Annotated in this window: 20 protein-coding genes; 16 read left to right on the forward strand and 4 right to left on the reverse strand. The window is 68.8% G+C overall.

Going from position 1 to position 18,672, the window contains the following annotated elements; translation table 11 throughout:
- Positions 1 to 9: 9 nt before the first annotated feature.
- Both I1E95_RS01205 and I1E95_RS01210 read right to left on the reverse strand, forming a co-directional pair.
- Entirely contained in the window at positions 10 to 450 is a 441-nt protein-coding gene (locus tag I1E95_RS01205; RefSeq protein WP_197164666.1) for an Rrf2 family transcriptional regulator, read from the reverse strand.
- Between the two features lie 24 nt (positions 451 to 474).
- Positions 475 to 2,040: a UbiD family decarboxylase gene (locus tag I1E95_RS01210; RefSeq protein WP_197164668.1), complete on the reverse strand. Its 1,566-nt coding sequence runs from the start codon at positions 2,038 to 2,040 to the stop codon at positions 475 to 477.
- A gap of 53 nt (positions 2,041 to 2,093) precedes the next feature.
- Here I1E95_RS01210 and I1E95_RS01215 point away from each other — a divergent pair, with 53 nt between their 5' ends.
- From I1E95_RS01215 to sds, 5 genes are all read left to right on the forward strand, one after another.
- Positions 2,094 to 2,849: a 2-phosphosulfolactate phosphatase family protein gene (locus tag I1E95_RS01215; RefSeq protein ID WP_197164670.1), complete on the forward strand. Its 756-nt coding sequence runs from the start codon at positions 2,094 to 2,096 to the stop codon at positions 2,847 to 2,849.
- Positions 2,850 to 2,930: 81 nt separating this feature from the next.
- Complete coding sequence (locus tag I1E95_RS01220; RefSeq protein WP_197164672.1) at positions 2,931 to 3,749, forward strand: carbon-nitrogen hydrolase family protein; 819 nt, start codon at positions 2,931 to 2,933, stop codon at positions 3,747 to 3,749.
- Between the two features lie 35 nt (positions 3,750 to 3,784).
- Positions 3,785 to 4,858 carry an N-acetylmuramoyl-L-alanine amidase gene (locus I1E95_RS01225; protein WP_197166940.1) on the forward strand — a complete coding sequence of 358 codons (1,074 nt, stop codon included), beginning with the start codon at positions 3,785 to 3,787 and terminating at the stop codon, positions 4,856 to 4,858.
- Positions 4,858 to 5,688, forward strand: a complete 831-nt coding sequence (gene murI, locus I1E95_RS01230; protein ID WP_197164674.1) for a glutamate racemase — start codon at positions 4,858 to 4,860, stop codon at positions 5,686 to 5,688. Before I1E95_RS01225 ends, murI begins: the two co-directional genes overlap by 1 nt.
- A 23-nt stretch (positions 5,689 to 5,711) precedes the next feature.
- Complete coding sequence (sds, locus tag I1E95_RS01235; RefSeq protein ID WP_197164676.1) at positions 5,712 to 6,683, forward strand: solanesyl diphosphate synthase; 972 nt, start codon at positions 5,712 to 5,714, stop codon at positions 6,681 to 6,683.
- Positions 6,684 to 6,693: 10 nt separating this feature from the next.
- Here sds and I1E95_RS01240 read toward each other — a convergent pair whose 3' ends face one another.
- Positions 6,694 to 7,125 (reverse strand): DoxX family protein, encoded by a 432-nt coding sequence (locus I1E95_RS01240; RefSeq protein WP_197164678.1) that lies wholly within the window; start codon positions 7,123 to 7,125, stop codon positions 6,694 to 6,696.
- 87 nt (positions 7,126 to 7,212) lie between these two features.
- Between I1E95_RS01240 and I1E95_RS01245 the strand changes: the two genes are divergently transcribed.
- The 10 genes from I1E95_RS01245 (at position 7,213) to I1E95_RS01290 (ending at position 17,198) form a co-directional block, all read left to right on the forward strand.
- The gene (locus tag I1E95_RS01245; RefSeq protein WP_197164680.1) at positions 7,213 to 7,593 is read left to right on the forward strand and encodes an MliC family protein; all 381 of its coding nucleotides are present in this window, start codon (positions 7,213 to 7,215) and stop codon (positions 7,591 to 7,593) included.
- Between the two features lie 38 nt (positions 7,594 to 7,631).
- A complete protein-coding gene (locus I1E95_RS01250; protein ID WP_231594773.1) occupies positions 7,632 to 8,564 on the forward strand; it encodes a helix-turn-helix transcriptional regulator in 933 nt (310 codons plus the stop codon).
- A 69-nt stretch (positions 8,565 to 8,633) separates the two neighbouring features.
- The gene (locus tag I1E95_RS01255) at positions 8,634 to 9,290 is read left to right on the forward strand and encodes a trans-aconitate 2-methyltransferase (protein ID WP_197164684.1); all 657 of its coding nucleotides are present in this window, start codon (positions 8,634 to 8,636) and stop codon (positions 9,288 to 9,290) included.
- Positions 9,291 to 9,467: 177 nt separating this feature from the next.
- Positions 9,468 to 10,253 (forward strand): hypothetical protein, encoded by a 786-nt coding sequence (locus I1E95_RS01260; RefSeq protein WP_197164686.1) that lies wholly within the window; start codon positions 9,468 to 9,470, stop codon positions 10,251 to 10,253.
- Positions 10,254 to 10,317: 64 nt separating this feature from the next.
- Entirely contained in the window at positions 10,318 to 11,232 is a 915-nt protein-coding gene (locus I1E95_RS01265; RefSeq protein WP_197164688.1) for a DMT family transporter, read from the forward strand.
- 1 nt (position 11,233) lies between these two features.
- On the forward strand, positions 11,234 to 12,022 hold the full coding sequence (locus I1E95_RS01270; protein ID WP_197164690.1) for an META domain-containing protein: 789 nt from the start codon (positions 11,234 to 11,236) through the stop codon (positions 12,020 to 12,022).
- A complete protein-coding gene (locus I1E95_RS01275) occupies positions 12,019 to 13,020 on the forward strand; it encodes a retropepsin-like aspartic protease (protein WP_197164692.1) in 1,002 nt (333 codons plus the stop codon). The genes I1E95_RS01270 and I1E95_RS01275 overlap by 4 nt, the downstream gene beginning before the upstream one ends.
- A 10-nt stretch (positions 13,021 to 13,030) precedes the next feature.
- Positions 13,031 to 14,362: a zinc ribbon domain-containing protein gene (locus I1E95_RS01280; RefSeq protein WP_197164694.1), complete on the forward strand. Its 1,332-nt coding sequence runs from the start codon at positions 13,031 to 13,033 to the stop codon at positions 14,360 to 14,362.
- Positions 14,359 to 16,827: a type II CAAX prenyl endopeptidase Rce1 family protein gene (locus I1E95_RS01285; RefSeq protein ID WP_231594774.1), complete on the forward strand. Its 2,469-nt coding sequence runs from the start codon at positions 14,359 to 14,361 to the stop codon at positions 16,825 to 16,827. The genes I1E95_RS01280 and I1E95_RS01285 overlap by 4 nt, the downstream gene beginning before the upstream one ends.
- The gene (locus I1E95_RS01290; protein ID WP_197164696.1) at positions 16,824 to 17,198 is read left to right on the forward strand and encodes a hypothetical protein; all 375 of its coding nucleotides are present in this window, start codon (positions 16,824 to 16,826) and stop codon (positions 17,196 to 17,198) included. The genes I1E95_RS01285 and I1E95_RS01290 overlap by 4 nt, the downstream gene beginning before the upstream one ends.
- A gap of 36 nt (positions 17,199 to 17,234) precedes the next feature.
- On the opposite strand, the gene I1E95_RS01295 is transcribed toward I1E95_RS01290, so the two are convergent.
- Positions 17,235 to 18,038, reverse strand: a complete 804-nt coding sequence (locus I1E95_RS01295; RefSeq protein ID WP_197164698.1) for a prohibitin family protein — start codon at positions 18,036 to 18,038, stop codon at positions 17,235 to 17,237.
- A 97-nt stretch (positions 18,039 to 18,135) separates the two neighbouring features.
- Between I1E95_RS01295 and I1E95_RS01300 the strand changes: the two genes are divergently transcribed.
- Complete coding sequence (locus I1E95_RS01300; protein ID WP_197164700.1) at positions 18,136 to 18,666, forward strand: cupin domain-containing protein; 531 nt, start codon at positions 18,136 to 18,138, stop codon at positions 18,664 to 18,666.
- Positions 18,667 to 18,672: the final 6 nt, after the last annotated feature.

Consider the following 18,672-nt stretch of genomic DNA (forward strand, 5'->3'; position numbering starts at 1 on the left):
GCAGGGCCTTCAGCCCAGCATCAGGCCCCCCTCCTGGCGGAGGCACTCCTGGGTGCTGCGCAGGTCGTAGAGCAACTCCTCGAGGCTGAGCCGGGCCAGCTCCCGCTCCAGCGCCTGCTGCAGCCGCCGCTCCAGGGCCAGGGCCACCTGCTCCCCCGCCTGCTCGGGGGAGGGCGCGACAGCCGAAGCCTGGGAGGGATCCGACTCCACCGCCCGCAGCACCTCCAGCAGGGGAATGGCGGCGGCGGCACGCCGAAGCCTGTAGCCGCCATGACGACCCCGGCGGGCCTCCACCAGGTCAGCCCGGCGCAGCTGCAGCAGCACCTGCTCCAGCATCGGCTCGGGAATCGCCTGGCAGGCGGCCAGATCAGGCCCCGAGCGCCAGCTCTCGGGCTCCAGTGCCAGTTCCAGCAACGCCTGGATCGCCTGGAGTCCCCGGCGTTTGAGCATCACGGCCTGGGAGGGAGCATCGGGCTAAGCGCGCGGGACGGCCAGCCGCTCGAGCACGTGTTCGAGCGTGTAACCGAACAGCACCGGATCGGGATCACGGGCATCGATGTCCGCGAGGCCCAGTTCAGCCCAGCGCCGATCCACCCTGGCCTCCTGCTCCGCCGTGCGCCGCAGTGGTTCGCCCCAGTCGTGGCGCTTCTCGGGACCGATCTTGGTGGTGGCATCGATCGCCAGACGGCCACCGAGCCCGAGCCGCTCGCTGGCGAAATCCAGGGTGTCGAAGGGGGTGTCCTCGAGCACGAACAGATCCCGCTGGGGATCCACCTGGGCGCTGATCGCCCAGATCACCTGGCGTGGATCGCGGATGCTGATCGTCTTGTCGACCACCACCACGAACTTGGTGTAAGTGAACTGGGGGAGAGCACTCCAGAAGGCCATCGCCGCGCGCCTGGCCTGGCCCGGATAGGCCTTGTCGATGGCAATCACCGCCAGCTTGTAGCTGAGGCCCTCCATCGGCAGGAAGAAATCGACGATCTCCGGCACCTGCTGGCGCAGGATCGGCGTGTACATCCGGTTGAGGGCGATCGCCAGCATCGCTTCCTCCTTGGGCGGGCGGCCGCTGAAGGTGGTGAGAAAGACCGGATCGCGCCGCTGGGTGACGCAGTGGAAGCGCACCAGGGGGGAATCCTCCAGGCCGCCGTAGAAGCCCATGTGATCCCCGAAGGGGCCATCCGGGAGAACCTCGCCCGGAGCGATCGTGCCCTCCAGCACCACCTCGCTGTGGCTGGGCACCTCCAGGTTGAGCGTCTTGCACTTCGCCAGGCGCACCCCCTCCCCGGCATAGATGCCGGCGAACAACCACTCGCTCAGCTGCACGGGAATCGGGGTGGCGGCGGCCATCACCAGCAGGGGGTGCACGCCGATCGCCACCGCCACCTCCAGCGGCTTGCCCAGGGCCGCTGCCTTGCGCAGGTGGCGAGCCCCGCCGCGCACACTCAGCCAGTGCACGGTCATCGTGTTCGCTGACTGGCGCTGCAGGCGGTACACGCCCACGTTGGGCACCCCCGTTTCCGGGTCCTTGGTGATCACCAGGCCGAGGGTGACCACGCCGCCGGCATCACCAGGCCAGGGGCGCAGCAGCGGCAGGGCATCGAGATTCACCTGCTCGCCCTTGAACACCTGCTGGTGGCAGGGAGGAAGCAGGTCGAGGTCGGGGCGGGCCTTGACGACATCCCAGAGCACCCCGCCGAAGCGGGCCGCTTCCCGCAGGCCCTTGGGGGGGCGCGGTTGCTGCAGCAGGGCGAGCCGCTCGCCCAGGTCTTCGAGCTGCTCGGCCCGCTCCAGGCCCATGCTCCAGACCACCCGCTCCACCGTGCCCAGCAGGTTGACCGCCACCGGCATGGAGCTGCCGATCACGTTCTCGAACAGCAGTCCAGGTCCACCGCGGGCCAGCACCCGGTCAGCGATGGCGGCCAGCTCCAGATCGGGATCCACCGGAGCGCTGATCCGCCGCAGCTGACCACGTTGCTCGAGCAGCGCCAGAAAGCCCCGCAGGTCTCGGGTGGTGCTCCGCGGCAACACTGCCTGCATCGGTTCAGATCCGTTGCTGCCTACTGTGGCGCACCCTCCTCACCCGCCGTGCCGTGCTGATCCAGACCTTCCACACCTCCGAATGCGTGCCGGAAGCGGGGAGTGCCGAAGGCGGCAGACCCGATGCGGCTGTGGTGATCGATGTGCTGCGGGCCACCACCACCATGGCCTGGGCGCTGCAGAACGGCGCCGAGGCGATCCAGGCCTTTGCCGACCTCGAGGCCCTCAAAGCCAGTGCCGCCGCCTGGCCCCCCGAGCGACGTCTCACCGCCGGTGAGCGCGGCGGGGCCCGGGTGGAGGGCTTCGACCTGGGCAACTCGCCGCTGGGGGTGACCCCTGAGCTGGTGGCGGGCAAGCGCATCTTCATGAGCACCACCAATGGAACCCGCTCCCTCGACCGGGTGCGGGATCTGCCCCTGCTTCTCACCGCCTGCCTGCCGAACCGCACGGCAGTGGCCATACGGCTGATCGAGCGGGAGGTTGAGAACGTCTGGATCGTGGGCAGCGGCTGGGAGGGGGCCTATTCGCTGGAGGACAGCCTGGCGGCGGGCGCCGTGGGGGCCGCGTTGCTCGAGCTGGCACCGGCCGCGGGGATCAACGTGGTGGCGGGGAACGACGAGATGGTGGCGGCCCTGGCCCTCTGGCAGCAGTGGCGGCACGACCCCGAGGGCTGCCTGCGCACCGCCAGCCATGGCCAACGCCTGGAGAGGCTCGGCAACCACGATGCCGACTTCCAGTGCTGTGCCGCGCTCGACACCCTCACGATCGTGCCGATGCAGGCCGAACCCGGAGTGCTCAAAGCCAGCTGAGGCCAGCCCATGAGGGGGCCGCCCTGGCCGCCCCCCGACGGACCTCCCCCTAAAGTTCCGCCGACCTGGCACTTCCCTCCGGTGACGAGCTTTCTGGCTGCCGCGGTGCAACTCACCAGCACACCCGATCCGGACGCCAACTTCGCCGCCGCCGAAGAACAGATCGAGCTCGCCACCCGGCGCGGCGCCGAGCTGGTGGGACTTCCTGAGAATTTCGCCTTCATGGGCGACGACAACCGCCGCCTGGAGCTGGCCCCCAGCCTGGCGGACCGCTGCAGCCGCTTCCTGGTCACGATGGCGCGGCGCTACCAGGTGACACTCCTCGGCGGGGGCTTCCCCGTGCCCGCCGGCGAGCGGGTCACCTACAACCGGGCGGAACTGGTGGGCCGTGACGGCCAGCTGCTGGCCCGCTACGACAAGATCCACCTCTTCGATGTGGATCTGCCTGACGGCAACACCTACAGGGAATCGGAAACCGTCCGATCCGGCACCACGCTGCCACCTGTGGTCGATGCTCCCGGCCTCTGCCGAATCGGCCTCTCGATCTGCTACGACGTGCGCTTCCCCGAGCTCTACCGCCACCTGGCCGGTGCAGGCGCTGAGCTGATCATGATTCCGGCAGCCTTCACCGCCTTCACCGGCAAGGACCACTGGCAGGTGTTGCTGCAGGCCCGGGCGATCGAGAACACCGTCTACGTTCTCGCCCCGGCCCAGACGGGACTGCACTACGGACGCCGCCAGAGCCACGGCCACGCCCTGGTGATCGATCCCTGGGGCACGGTCCTGGCCGACGCCGGCATCGGTGTCGGGCTTGCGGTGGCCCCCGTCGACCCTGACCATGGCCGTCGGGTCCGTGCCCAGATGCCCAGCCTCAACCACCGTCGTCCTTCGCTGTTCTGATCCTGAGGAAGTCACGCCTACCCCGTCTCGGCCCGCTGACCACCGTTCTCCTCGGTGGAGCGCTTCAGGCCACCCTGCTGCTGGCGGCTCTGCCGGCCTGGGCGGCCAGTGCCCTGGCGGCCTGGCGCATCAACAGCGATGGCGTGCTGGAGCTGCGCACGTCCCCGTCGATTTCCCTCCAGGCTTTCTTCGAGGCGGGCCGCGGGAACACCGGGCCCAGGGTGTGGGTGGATCTGCCGGGAGCTCCCAGCCGCACCCGCAGCATCCGCGGCAACGGCATCCTGCGGGAGGTCCGCATCGGCAAGCCGGATCCCGGCACCACCCGGCTGGTGCTCGAGTTTCAGCCAGGCACCCAGCTCGATCCCAGACGGCTGAGGCTGGTGGGCACCGCCAGGGACCGCTGGAAGCTCGAATTCGAGGGTCTTCCCAATGGCAGCCTGCGCACGGTGGGTGAGGGGGATGTGACCGCCGCCTCCGTTCCATGGCGGTCGAATCCGGGTTTCACCCCCGGCTACCGCCGGACGCCCCTCTCCTCGGCCGGACTTCCCGATGTGCCCCGCGGGCGCTACCGGGTCGTGATCGATCCGGGCCACGGGGGGCCCGACCCCGGGGCTGTGGGCATCGGCGGGCTGCGCGAAACCGATGTGGTGCTCGACATCAGCCTCCAGGTGGCGCGGCTGCTCCAGGCCAAGGGGGTCCAGGTGCTGCTCACCCGCACCTCGGAAATCGACGTGGACCTGCCACCGCGGGTGTCCCTGGCCAACAGCAGCGGGGCGAATGCCTTCGTCAGCATTCATGCCAACGCCCTCAGCATGGCCCGGCCGGATGTCAACGGGATCGAAACCTTCTACTTCCAGAGCTCGCTCTCCAGAGCTCTGGCGGCCGCCATCCAGTCGGAAGTGCTCGCCGTGTCACCAGGGAGTCCGGATCGGGGGGTGCGCACCGGACGGTTCTTCGTGATCCGCCGAACGGTGATGCCCGCCGCCCTGGTGGAAACCGGGTTCGTCACCGGCGACATCGACTCCCCGCGTCTGGCCACCGCCTCCCACCGTCAGCGACTGGCCCAGGCGATCAGCAGCGGTATTCTCCGTTATCTGGCAGGGGGCTGATGGAGCAGCGAATCGGCCTGCTGGACAGCGGACTGGGCGGGCTGACGGTGTTGCGGCGGATGCTCGAGCATCATCCCGATCTTCCCTTCGTGTACCTGGGCGACACCGCCCGTGTGCCCTACGGCCATCGCTCTCCCAACGAGATCCGCCGGATCGCCGCGGAAGTGGTGGGCTGGTTGCGGGTGCAGAACGTGAATGCGGTGCTGATGGCCTGCAACACCACCAACGCCCTGGCCTTCGACATCGCCGAGGCCGAAGCCGGTGAAGGCATCCCCGTGTTCGGCCTGATCGACTGCGTGGCCAGCCAGCTGCATTGCCGGCGGGTGGGGGTGCTCGCCACTCCCGCCACGGCCGGCAGCGGGGCCTATGGACGGGCCCTGCGCCAGGCCGATCCCTCCTGCCATGTGATCGAGATCGGTTGTCCGGCCTTCGTGCCCCTGATCGAAGACGGCAATTTCGACGATCCACGCCTGCGCGCCGCGGCGATCTCCTACCTGGAGCCGCTGCTGGCGGAGCGGGTGGAGGCGATCGTGCTGGGCTGCACCCATTACCCGCTGCTGGAGGAGCTGCTGCGTGAGCTGCTTCCGCCCGAGGTGGTGCTGGTGGATCCGGCCCAGGCGGCGGTGGCTCAGCTGGGTCAACGGCTGGGCAAGGCACCCGTCCATCAGGCCCGCTGCTGTGGCCTGCACCCCAGGGAGGTGCCGGTGGAGCGGGGACGATTCTGCGTCACGGGAGATGCCGAGGCCTTTGCCCTGGCCGCAGCCCCCTGGCTCGGCTGGCAACCCCAGGTGGAGCAGGTCTGCCTGCGTTCGTCGGTGGGAGCCTTCTAGGATCTGCGCACCGGGCGGGAGACATGGCCACCGTTGCAGAGCTGCTCCAGCCGGTCGAGAACGACCTGGAAACCCTGCTGAGCGATCTGCGCAGTCTGATCGGAGCGGGGCATCCCATTCTTCAGGCGGCAGCCGAGCACCTGTTCAGTGCTGGAGGCAAGCGGATCCGCCCCGGCATCGTGCTGCTGCTCTCCCGCGCCCTCTCTCCCGACGGCGAACTCTCCAGCCGCCACAGGCGCCTGGCGGAGATCACCGAGATGATCCACACCGCCTCGCTCGTTCACGACGACGTGGTGGACGAGGCCTCCACCAGGCGCGGTGTGGACACGGTGCACAGCCGTTTCAACAATCGCCTGGCGGTGCTCGCCGGTGATTTCCTCTTTGCCCAGGCCAGCTGGCACCTGGCCAACCTCGACGACCTAGCCGTCGTCAAGCTGCTTTCCCGCGTGATCATGGACCTCGCCGATGGCGAGGTGAGGCAGGGCCTCTACCGCTATGACACCGGCCAGAGCTTCGAGACCTATCTCGACAAGAGCTACTGCAAGACGGCCTCCCTGATCGCCAACAGCGCCAAGGCGTCCGGTGTGCTCAGCGGCCTCGCTGACGACCGCCTCGAAGACCTCTACCGCTTCGGGCGCCAGCTCGGCCTTGCCTTCCAGGTGGTCGATGACATTCTCGACTTCACCGGCAGCGACCAGCAGCTCGGCAAGCCCGCCGCCAGCGATCTGGCCACCGGCTATCTCACGGCTCCGGTGCTCTTTGCCCTGGAGGAACGTCCTGCCCTGGCCGGCCTGATTGAACGGGAACTCTGTGAGCCCGAGGACCTCGCCCAGGCCCTGGCCCTGGTGCGGGGCTGCGAAGCGATCCCCCGCTCCAGGGCCCTGGCCGAAGGGTTTGCCCGCGAGGCCGGTGAAGCCCTGCAGTGGCTCAGCCCCTCCGACTCGCGCACAGCCCTGCTCAGCCTTCCCGACTTCGTGCTCAGCCGGCTCTACTGAGCCGGCTCTGCTATCGACGGAGCCTCGGCCGCCGCTCGACCGGCGGTTGATTGGCCACCAGCAGCAGACCCGCCACGATCGCCAGATTCTTCAGCAGCTGGATGCGGTCGGCGGTGTCAGCCAGCTCGCTGTGGAAGATGAGGGTGGTGGGCACCAGGAAGACCAGCAGCAACACCGCTCCCAGACGCTGACGCCAGCCCAGGATCAGCAGGGCCGATCCCACCGCCAGCAGCGCGATGGCCAGCACCAGCAGCAGAGGGGCCAGAGGCAGGCCTCGGGCCGCGATCGTGCCGGCCACCGCGCCGAAGTTGGTCAGCTTGCCGACGAGGGCATGCACGAACACCAGGGCGAGCAGCACTCGGGCCACCCCCTCAATCCAGGGATTGGCCCGGTGGCGCTGGCCAGAGCGGGAGAGGCGCAGCTGGGGCCTGGAGCTCCTCATCGTGAACCGTGCATGGGGCCTGCAGTCTGCTGGCACCAGATTGGGTCTCGTGATGGCACAGTGCAAGGGCACGTCAGGATCCACGCCATGGTCGGCCTTTCGTTGCTACGAGCCCCGGTGCTGCCGACCCCGGTGGTGCTGTCGACCCTGGGAGCTGGCCTGGGAAGCGTGCTGCTGATCACTCAGGCCGCCATCGCCGAACCAGCGATCCGGGCGGACTATCGCTGCAGCGGCCCTGGAGAAACGCTGCAGGTCACGGCCCTGTTCTTCCCCGAGAACCCGCGGCAGGTGGTGCTGATCGTGGAGGAGCAGGCGGTGCGCCTGCCCCAGGCCCCCTCCGGCAGTGGCGCCCGCTACAGCTCCCTGGGCCAGGAGTTCTGGGTGAAGGGCCGGGAAGCGCGCTGGATCCGCACTCACGCACAAGCGGAACAGCCCCTGACCTGTGCGGTCGTTCCCCAGGGCCGCTGATGCAGCAGAGGCGTCTGACGGCATCGGACCTTCCCTTCATGATGGAGTCCATCGACCGCAACCCCAGCGTGAGCGAGCGCGCGTCCCACCCGGCGGAGCCCTGCGAACCGGCCGACACAGCCGACCCTTCAACCGTGGAGCGTCTACCCATTCTGGTGAGCCTGGGCCGGACGCTCGCTGAAGCCCGGGAAGCCCAGGGCATCCCCCTGGCGGTGCTGGCGGAGCAGAACTACCTCTCCGCCGACCGGCTCGATGCCCTGGAATCTGGCGACCACACGCGGCTGCCCGAGAGGATCTACCTGATTGCCCAGGCCAGACGGGTGGCCACCAGCCTCGGCCTCGACGCCGACCAGCTGACCGAGCCCCTGCTGGAGATCCACCTGCCTGGAGTCAAACGCACGGCCGCACCTTCCTCGGCTCCCGTGGCGAGGGTGAGCCTGGCGGCTCCCGCCATGGCTCCCCGGGACCCCAGCAGCACCGCCCGGCTTGAGCCAGCCCGAAAGCCCCGACGGGTCGGAGTGACCTGGCTGCTGGCAGGCGTTGCCGGCGTGGTGGCCCTCGTGGTGGGCCTGGCCCTGGGGTGGAAGCCAAGCCAGCCCAAGGCCACCACCACGACGCGCCCACCCGCGGGAGCCGAGGCCAGCACAACCATCAGCCCAGCCGGCAAGCCCAGCCAGTCCACCAGTGCCGGCAAGCCCAGCCAGGGAAGCCTTCAGCTCAGCAGCCGTGAACCCAGTTGGCTGGAAGTGCGCAATGGCGAGGACAAGGAGCTGTTCCGGGGTCTGTTCACCGGCACCGGCAATTTTTCTCTGGGGTCAGGACTGAAGGTGCTGGCGGGCCGCCCGGACCTGATCACGGTGACCACCGCCTCTGGCGAGTCCGAGACCCTGGGCACGATCGAGCAGATCAGCTGGCAGCAGTTCTCCAGCAGTGGGGAACGTCAGCCCTCCCAGCGCCGATCCAGCCCCTGAAGCCGCCCGGGAGAGAATGCCACGACCCCCTGGAGCAGTCTGATCGAGCGCATCTGCGAACCCGAACTGATGGATGGGGCCGAGCAGGCCTGGGCCTATGCCGCTGCCGATTTCAATGCCAGCGACCAGGCGATGGTGGACCGCATCGCCCTCTGTTTCGGTTCCCGGCTCGGAGAGCGGATCCTCGATCTGGGCTGCGGCCCCGGCAACATCACCTTCCGGCTGGCGAGCCGCTACCCCTCCAGCCGGGTGGTGGGAGTGGATGGTTCAGGCGCGATGCTGGCCATCGCCCTCGCCCGCCTGGATCAGCGGAGACAGCACCAGCAGGACTCCCCGCCCTGCGGATCCGTGAGCTTCGTGCAGGCGCTGCTCCCCTCGTCCCGGCTGCAGGGGGGCTACGACGCTGTGGTGAGCAACAGCCTGCTGCATCATCTCCACGATCCCCAGGTTCTCTGGAGCACGGTGCGCCAACTGGCGGCCCCCGGGGCCGCGATCTACATCAAGGATCTGCGCCGCCCCCCCGATCAGACCACCCTCGAGCGGCTGGTGGCCACCCATGCGGCGGGGGCCCCTCCCGTGCTCCGGCACGACTACCGCCAGTCCCTCGGGGCTGCCTTCACGGTTCAGGAGGTGCAGGACCAGCTGCGTCAGGCCGGCCTCGGACAGCTGCTGGTGCGGGAAGCCGAGGATCGCTATCTGGAGGTCATGGGCCGGCACCCGGCATGAACCAGCTGCCGGTGAACCTGCTCGTGGATCCACACGGACAGGGGGGGAGGTCACCCTTACTCTTGCCGCACGTTCTGTGCATCACCGAAGCCGTTGCTCAGCTCCCTTCACGCGCGTCCGACACGCCAACCCCGGAACGCTCTCCTGCTTGGGCTCACGGCTCTGCTCCAGGCGCTGATGCTCCCGGCCGCCGTCTTCGCCGAGGAGGAGCAGACAGCCGAGCCCCCCGCACCCTCCCCCTGGAGCGCCACGGTGGAGCTGTATGGCTTCGCTCCCCTGCGCACCACAGGCAGCACCACCGTCAGGGGGCTGACCGCCGATGTGGACCTCGATCTTGAGCAGGTGCTGCGTCCGCTGACCATGGCGGCCTACGTCCGAGGCAGCGTCGAGTACAAGCGGCTGGGTCTGCTCACCGACCTGAGCTATGTGTCGGTGCGCGGGGAAGACGCCGTGACGTCCCCCGCTGGCAGCAGACGACTGAGCGCGAAGCTGAACAACATCCAGGGCATCTATGACGTGGCCCTTCGCTATCGCTTCGGTGACAGGGAGCAGGCCGTTGCCAAGGCCGGCAGCTTCAGCGTGATCCCCTATGCGGGCGTGCGATTCGTCGACATGCGCTACGACCTGAGGGCCCAGTTCGACGGACCGCTTCTGAGCCTCGCCCGCTCCAGGAGCTTCGGTGGCACCGTGACTCAGCCGTTGCTGGGGACGCAGGCCAGTGTGTTCCTCTCGCCGCGCTTGCGCCTGTTCGCCCGGGGTGATGTCGGCGGCTTCGGCGTCAACAACTCCGACGACTATTCCGCCAATGCCCAGGTTGGTCTGGGTTATGCGGTGGGCAACAACACCCAGCTCAATCTCTCCTGGCGCTATCTCCACCTCGGTGGGACCAACGATCAGTCCCCGGAGAATGCCTATGACATCAACCAGAATGGCGTTGAGATGGGGGTGAAATTCTTTTTCTGAGCTGTACCGAGACAGGCCTTCCAGACGTTGGGCAGCCGATCTGATCCAGGCGATGAGCTGAACCATGGCCTGGTTACCGCTGCTGCTGTACGTGGTGCTCAAGGGGCTCAACGCCACCGCCCTGAAAGGGCTGCAGGCCTTCGGGGCGTCTCACCCGATCGGTGGCGAGAACCCGATCAGTTTCTGCAACGTCTACTTCGTGGCCCAGTTGATCGTGGGCCTCACGGTGCTGTTGCCCGGACATCAGGGGCTGCCGTTGCTCCTGGCCAGGCTGGAGGGGGCCGATCGCCGTCTGCTGATGCTGGACACGGTGCTCGGTCTGATCCTCGGACCCGTGGCCTTCTACTTCGCCCTGGAAGCCCTTTCGGTGATCAGCCAGACCCTGCTGTTCGCCCTGGTGCTGCCGCTGTCGGCACTGCTGGCCAGGCGTCTGCTGGGGGAAACGCTGCCACGGGGCTTCTGGTTGAGCTTCGGGCTGATCGTGCTCGGGCTGCTGCTGCCCCAGCTGGCGATGGCCGGCATGGGTGGACCGATGGATGAACTGCGGGGGGTGATCTGGGCGCTGGTGGGAGTGGTCGCCTTCGCGGGCGCCGGAGTGAGCGGCCGCGCCATCGCTCGGCGTGGCTGGCCGGCCGCCCTCACGGTTGGGCTCACCACCACGATCTCGGCCCTGGTGTTCGGCGCCCTGGCCCTGATCCTGTTCGGACCCACCCATTTCCACCTGCTCAATGCCGCCTGGGTGGTGGGGGTGATCGTGATCTATGGACTCGGGCTGTCCCTGGGCAGTGAACTGGCCCTGCGCCAGGCCTACCGCCACTGGAGTGTGGCCCAGGTGTCGTTGTGGGGATCGCTGACGATCGTGGTGGCGGTGATCAGTGCAGCCCTGGTGCTGGGAGAGGCCATCCACCCCATCACGGTCATCGGGCTGCTTCTGGTGCTGCTGGGCACCAGGATGGGGACGGCCGTCGGTGGTGCTTGAGGTGACCGGACGCAGCGCAGCAGCATCGCTCGCTCTGGCCCTGGGGGCCCTGCTGACCGTCACGGTCAGCCCGCCGCCGGCTTATTCCCGGCCATCGCCCCTGGAGGGGAGTGCCTGGCTGCTGGAGTCGATTCCGGGGCAGCGCGCGGTGCTGCCGCCGGCTCCGACCATGCGGCTGGAGAACGGCCGCATCAGCGGCAGCGACGGCTGCAACCGCTATGCCGCTTCCGTGCTGATCAGGGGCTCCGTCTTCCGGGTGAGCGCAGAGGGCCCCTCCACCCAGATGGCCTGCCCCGAGAGGCTGATGCGTCAGGCCGAGTCGTTCAGAGCAGCCCTCACGGCGGCCAGGGGCTACAGCCTCCGCAACGGCCAGCTGGAGCTGATGGCCGCCAATGGCACTCCTGTGGCCCGCTTCAGGCCCCAGCCCCAGGAGATCGCCGGCGCCCTCTGGATCGTCAGAGGGCTCAACAACGGCAAACAGGCGGTGGTGAGCCCTCTGACGGGGACCACCCTCAGCCTGGAGCTCAGCGCGCGCGGGCGGCTGGCGGGAACGGCTGGATGCAACCGCTACACCGCAACGGCAGTGCTCGGCCAGGGAACGATTCAGGTGGGACCACCGGCGGCGACCCGCAGGATCTGCGTGCGGCCCCGGGGAGTGATGGAGCAGGAGATCCAGTTTCTGAGCGCCCTTGAATCCGCCGGCCACTGGCAGATCGAGGCGAACCGGCTGGAGCTGCGGAGGCCCGATGGGGCCCTGGCGGTCACCCTTCGCCGCGCCGACGGCCGATGAGCAGCAGGGCTGCCGCGCTGGGGCTGGCTCTGGGGCTGGGGCTCGTTGGCCTGCAACCCGCGGCGGCTTCCCCTGTCTCCATGGCGCCCTGCCCAGCAGCGGCCCTGATCCAGCTGGGTGGGCCGCCCCTGGCCTCCGGGCGGATCAGCGGCCAGGTGAACGTCCCCCTGGAGCGGGCCAGCGGCGGTGACACCCCCGTGCTCAGCCTCCGGAGTGAAGGCGGCCCTGTGCGGTTGCTGCTCGACACCGGGGCCTCCACCACCCTGGTGAGCCCCGAGCTGATGCGGCGGCTGAAGCTCGTGGGCCGGCCCGTGGATCCGAAGTCCTTCACGCTCGCCGGGGCCGGAGAAGGCTGCCCGGACCTGAAGCCCGGGCGGGTGAAGCTGCCCGAACTGGTGCTTGCCGCTGGCGGCGAACGGCTTCGGCTCAGCGGCGTGGAGGCCCTGGTGCTGCCCGTGGCGGGATTGCCTCCAGGAATCGACGGTGTTCTGGGGGCTCCGCAGCTGCGTCAGCAGCCGCTCTGGATCGACCCCCACGGGCAGCGCCTGAGCATCGGCGCGCTGGCCCTCGCCGATGCCGGGCGTTTTCGCCGTAGTGCCAGTGCCGGGACCGCCGCCAGCCTGCCCCTGGTCTGGCGCGAGGGGGTGCCGCTGCTGCCCCTGGCTACACCCCGGGGCACGGAATTCGCCCTGGCCGACACCGGCGCCGAGGGGCTGTTCATCACGGCGGGACTGGCGGCGCGGCTGCAGCCGCTGGCACCGGCCAGGGCTCTGAGGCTCGCGGGGTTCTGCGGCGAGCAGTCGGCTCGCCTTCAGCCCCTCTCGGGCCTGGCTCTGCCAGGGGGCGATCCAGGCCGGCCGGTCGAGGCCATCGTGACGGCCAACCCAATCTTCACAAGCCTGGGGGTGAAAGCGATCGTGGGGCAGGAGCTGCTGCGCCGCCGGGCCCAGCTCTGGCGGCTCGACGCGGTGCCTGCGACGCTGACCCTCTGGCCCTAGCGCAGTGCCGATGCCGCAAGGATTCCCGTTCAGCGCCCTCCTGACCCGCGCCTGGCGCCGGCTGGGGCGGTCGATCAGGGAACTGCTGCAGCGTTCGGGAACCCTGAACGGCGAGCCCCTGAACAAGGCCAGCCTGCTGGTGATCGTGCTGGTCGATCTGGTGTTGCTGGTCAACATCTTCAGTGGCATGGCCGCCATCGCGGAGTGGCCCCTGAGCCCTCAGCAGGCCTTTCCCTGTCAGGCCGAGTGGAGCCTGTACCGGGACGGCGACAGCGACCGGCGGGAGCGGGACCTGGCGATTCTGCGCCGGGCCATTCCGCGCCGTGGACCAGGCGAGCCGCAGGCTTCCGCCCCCGATCCGAGCGTTCGCGCCAGGGCCCTCGAGGCCAGCCGTGACCACCTCGGCCGTGTTTCCCCCCTCTGCCTGGAATTCGCCGGCCATCAGGACCGCATCGCCGCTCAACCGGAGCTGCGCCAGTGGCAGAGGGAGCTGGATGCGGCCGAAACCGACATCACCAGGCTGGAGCAGCGGAACGCCGCGATCCGCTCCCAGTACGACTCCAGCCTGCTGGAGCGGATCGCCGGTCAGCCTGACTCCCGGTCCATCCAGGAGGTGCCGGCCTCCCAGGCCCGACGGCAGATCGACGCCAACAACGCCCGCATCGGTGCCCTGCGCGCCGAGGTGGTCACCCTCAACCAGCAGCTGCTGGAGGCCAGGGAGAGTCAGTCGTTTCTGAGGTTCCTGAACCGCAGCAGCGGCTACGAGGCGATGGAGCGGGCCTTCGCGAGGGCCGAGTTCTGGGCTCCCAGCCAGCGCCTGCTGCTGCAGGGCCTCTTCCTGATGCCGCTCGTGCTGCTGAGCCTGCTGATCCACCGCCACGCCCTGCGCCGGGGCCATGGCCTGCTGGCGCTGGTGAGCTGGCACCTGCTGGTGATCTCCCTGATCCCGCTGCTGCTGAAGCTGGCCGAAGCGGCTCAGGTCGGTGCGCTCTTCGAGCTGCTGCTGGCGGCGGTGCGAGCGATCGCCGGCAACCTGCGCTTCCTCGTGAACTACCTCTACCTGCTGGCGGTTCCGCTGGTGGGCTTCGCCCTGATCAGGCTGCTGCAGGCCCTGGTGTTCAACCCGAGGCTGCAGGCTGCGGAGCGGGTTCAGCGCGGCCGCTGTCTGCACTGCGGCCGCAGGCTCCCCAGCGGTGGCCGCCACTGCCCCCATTGCGGCTATGCCCAGTTCCGCGCCTGCGTCCACTGCCTCGAGCCCACCCACCGACATCTTCCCTATTGCAGCCACTGCGGCGCCGCCCAGCTGGAGGTGGCGCCACGGCCACTGAGCCCCCGGCCATGACATCCACCTCCTCCCAGAGGCCACGGCAGCGGCGTGGCCTCTGGCCCCTGCTCCCCCTCCTGCTGCTCCTGACCCTCGCCGTGTCGCAGCTGCTGGCTCCCTCCGTGGCCGGCGCCCCCGCCACCGGCAGCAGCTACGCCCTGGCCCAGGCCGCCTCCTTCAACCGACCCAGCCACTACCCACTCGACCAGCGCCCCGATCCGCGCCTGTACCAGGCCCACGCCGACTGGATCGGGCGGCTGATCCTGCCCGGCAGCTCCGAGACAGACCGGGACCCCGGCGACTGGGTCTGGATCGAGATCGAGCACGCTCCGCCCATGGCCCGGGAGTTGGAGGGGCAGGTGCTGCGCCTGGAGTGGGCTGAGCGGCCGGCCCTGCGGGAGCTGGTGGAGCGGGTGAGCACCGATGTGCGCTTCGCTCCTGCGGCGCAGGAGCTCGAGGAGCAGGGCAACCTCCTTCCCCGGCGGCTGGATGGTCGCCTGCGGGTGGGTCCGCTGCAGTCGCTGGCGGGGGCCCGCCCCAACGACGATCTGATCGTGCAGCTCGAGGAGGTGGAGCTGACGCCGGAGACAGATGGCTCCACCCGGCTGAGCATCGGCCGACCCCCGCTGCAGATCACCGGCCGTTATGTGGGCCTGGGAGAGATCCTTGGCCCCGTTGGCGAGGAGCCCGATCACTTCCGGGTGCGCCACTGGAGCCCGAGCCGGGGAGACTTCAGCGGCCCCGAGGACGTGGTGCGTGTCCCCCAGCAGCCGCGTGACCGCTTCGGCCGCTGGATCTCCACGCCCCGGGGGTTCAGCTCGAATCCCCTGGGAGCTCAGGGGTGGTACCTCTACGGGGCTCCCGACGCCGAGGGGCTGTTCACGGTTCAGGCCATCAGGCCAAGGGCCCTGCACCGGCTCCATCCCGATGCCGTGCTGCCCGCGGCCCGTCAGGGAATTCCCTACATCCTGCACGGCAACTGGGCCGACACCCCCCGGCAACGGGGCCGGATCCGGCGGGTGCTGCTGGAGCCCGCTGGATCCGGCCCCTCCAGACAGACCACTGGGCCGGTGGGTGAGCGCTGGCGGCCGGGGGATCGGGCCCTGCTGATCCACAGCTTCGGCGGCATCGGCGGGCCCGGGGGAGAGCGGATCAGCGGCTTCACCGTGACCGGCCACTTCGCCTTCGGGGAAGCGCGGGTGGTGAGCGATGCCATCACCGGCGAGCCGCGCTTCGATCTGCGTTATCACCAGATCTATGCCAACAACCCGAACGGCATTGTCTCGGGAACCCAGGACTGGACCGCCTTCAGCGGCGACCTGCAACGGGGCTGGATGGGCTCACGGCCGATCTCCGATGTGCTGATCAAGCTGCAGCCCTTCGACGACCTGACGGTGGACGGGCGCCCCCTCTCGCTGCTGCGGGAGCTGGCGATCCAGGCTGAGGTGCTGATGGCCCGCTACCGCAGCGGTGATGGCACCGGAGTCTCCACGGTGACCCCGTCCACCTCCTGCGTGCAGGATTCCAGCCAGGCCCTCTACATCGCCATCGATCGCCTGCGCCGCCGGGCAGCGGAGGACCCGGGGCTGCGCCGCTGGCTCCAGCTCCATCCCCAGGACAGCGCCAGCAGGGCCATCCGCCAGCTGGCGCGTCTCTCGTCCTCCCTCGACCAGCTGCTCACCCCCTTCGGCACGGTGCGATCCGACTGGCGCCATAACGCATCAGTGGTGGCGGGTGAGACGTTCGTGCGCGGCGAGACGGGGCTCGACGCCCTGATGAGCTGGCGCTCGATGCTGCCCCGCCGCGCTCACGACGACATGGCGCGGGTGTTCCTGCAGCACGGTGCCAGCCTCTGGTTCCTGCGCAGCAACCAGCTGGCTGGAGGCGACACCACGATCGAGCCCCTGGCCCCCACTCTGCTGCTGGGTCAGATCCCGATGCTCTCCATCCTGCTGCGGCGTTTCAGCGATGCCCTGTTCGCGCCCCTGGGTCCAGCCGCCCTGGGCCGCGCTCTGGCGATCCTGGCGATCTACGCGGCGCTGGCCCTGCCGCTGGGCTGGCGGTCGGGCTTTCTCAGCCCCTGGAGGCTGGAGGCGTTCGGTCCGGCGCTGAGGGCCATTCCAGGCCTGCTGCTGATGCCGGCCCTGGGGGAGGAACTTGTGTTCCGGGTGGCCCTGCTGCCCCATCCGCTCGAGGGGGGCTCACTGGCCGGCGCCGTGGCCTGGGGAGTCCTCAGCGTCGGTCTGTTCGTGCTGTATCACCCCCTGGCGGCCCGCTGCTGGTACCCGCCTGGGCGTGGGCTGTTCCGCGATGGTCGCTTCCTGATGCAGTGCGCCCTGCTGGGAGCAGCCTGTGTGCTGGCCTACGGGGCCACCGGCTCCGTCTGGCCGCCGGTGCTGCTGCATGGGCTGGCTGTAACGCTTTGGCTCTGGGGCCTGGGGGGCAGGGCGAGGATGCAGGACCTGCCGCAGCCGATCCCGTGACCCTTGAGCGCTTCAAGAAGGCCCTGACGGCCCTGATGGAGAAGGCACCGGAGGATCCACTGGAGCGGGATGAGTTCTTCGAGGTCACGCCCCTGCCTGCCGAGGACGGACCGTTCGAGGTGGTGGTGGTGGATGAGGAGGCCGCGATCTTTGCGGTCCTCTACCTCGATCAGCTCTTTGCCGATGAGGAGAGCGAAGGGCAGCAGGAGGTGGAAGCCCTGGTGCCCGCCTACCTGAAGTCGCACTTTCAGCTGGAGGAGGGGGAATGGGCCTCGACGGCCCCGTTCGACCTCGGCTGGCGCAGCCGCGACTTTCTCTGGTTCCAGGAATTCACGGTGCCGGGGCTGACCCCGGCCTGCCGCTACGACTGAGCCGGGGCCGTGCTGAGCACCGGCTGGCGCCCACCATCAGCGGCGGCCGTTGACGATCACCGGTGTGCCGCTGCCCACCGTGCCCGGCAGGGCCGGAACCACGGAGGTCTGCCCGTCCCATTTGTCGAGGAAGAGCTTGAAGAGCACCTGATCATCCAGGCTGGAGTTGAGGATCTGGTAGCGCTTGGCTTCCTGCTCGGCGATCTTCACTTCGGTCTGGGCGCGCAGGAGCCGTTGATCGGCGATCTGCTTCTGCTCGATCGCCGAACGGTATTCCTCGGCGATCTGCAATCCGGTGAGGTCGAGTCCCTGGACTTTCACGTAGTCGAACTTGCTCAGTTCCTGAGCCACCATGTCCTGAACGAGCTCGGAGATGCTGTTCCACTCGGTAGCGATGGTCACCAGCTCGTACTGGGAGAACACAGATTTGAGCGCTTTCAGCAGCGATGGCTGAATGATCCGAGGATAGATCTGCTGGTTTTCGGTGGCGATTGTCTCGAAGATCCGGCCTGCTTCCTGCGGCTTGATCGAGTACTTCACCGTGGCGGTGGCCTCGATCACCTGCAGATCCTTGGTGAGTGTGGAGAACTGCTCAGGCCGCACCTGGGTGCGCACATCGAACAAGGAGGTGGCCTGAATCAGCGGCACCTTGATGTTGGGCCCCGGGCTGCGCTGGCCCCCGGTCACCCGCCCCAGGGTGGTGACCACGGCCACGTTGCCGGCCGGGACGATGAAGATGGTCTGGGTGAGCAGGATCACCAGCGCCACGGCCACGGCCGCGATCAGCTGAAAGCCAGCCCCTGGTCCATCACCACCGGCCGGTCGCATCGAGCTCTGCATCAAGAGGTGGGGTCGGAGGGCCCAAACCCTAGGGCCATGGCCTCGAGAGCTGCGCAGCGGCAGCACCGACCTAGGTTGAGTCACATCCGAAAATTCCATGCAACCCCTGGATCTGATCGATCACCCCGAAGGAGGCCGATTCCGAGAGGTGTTCCGATCAACCACGCGTGTGGGCTCCACCACGACAACAGATCGCGTCGCGCTCACCCATATTTATTTCGAACTGCGGGAAGGTGAACGCAGCCTGTTTCATCAGGTGGCCGCCGATGAAGTCTGGAATCTCTACCGGGGCACGGGCCTGAATCTCTACAGCTGGGATGGCACAAGCCACGGCCCCAGTTGCATCACGCTGTCGGCTGAAGCCAACAGCTTCTGCCATGTGATCCCAGCCGGACACTGGCAGGCGGCGGAACCGATCAGCGAGGCGGTCCTGGTGGGCTGCAGCGTGGCGCCAGGCTTCGAATTCGAAGATTTCCGGCTGCTTCAGCCCGACTCACCCCAAGCCCTGGCCCTGGTGGGCTGCGATCCGGCCCTGGCCCGGTTTCTTCCCCGTGGCGAGGGGACTGATGGTCGCCAGCCCAAGGAGCCTCTCGAGAGGACAGCCTCATCACAGGCCGAAGAGCCGTAGGGTCCG

The sequence above is a fragment of the Synechococcus sp. CBW1107 genome (assembly GCF_015841355.1).
In the GTDB taxonomy this organism is placed as follows: domain Bacteria; phylum Cyanobacteriota; class Cyanobacteriia; order PCC-6307; family Cyanobiaceae; genus Regnicoccus_A.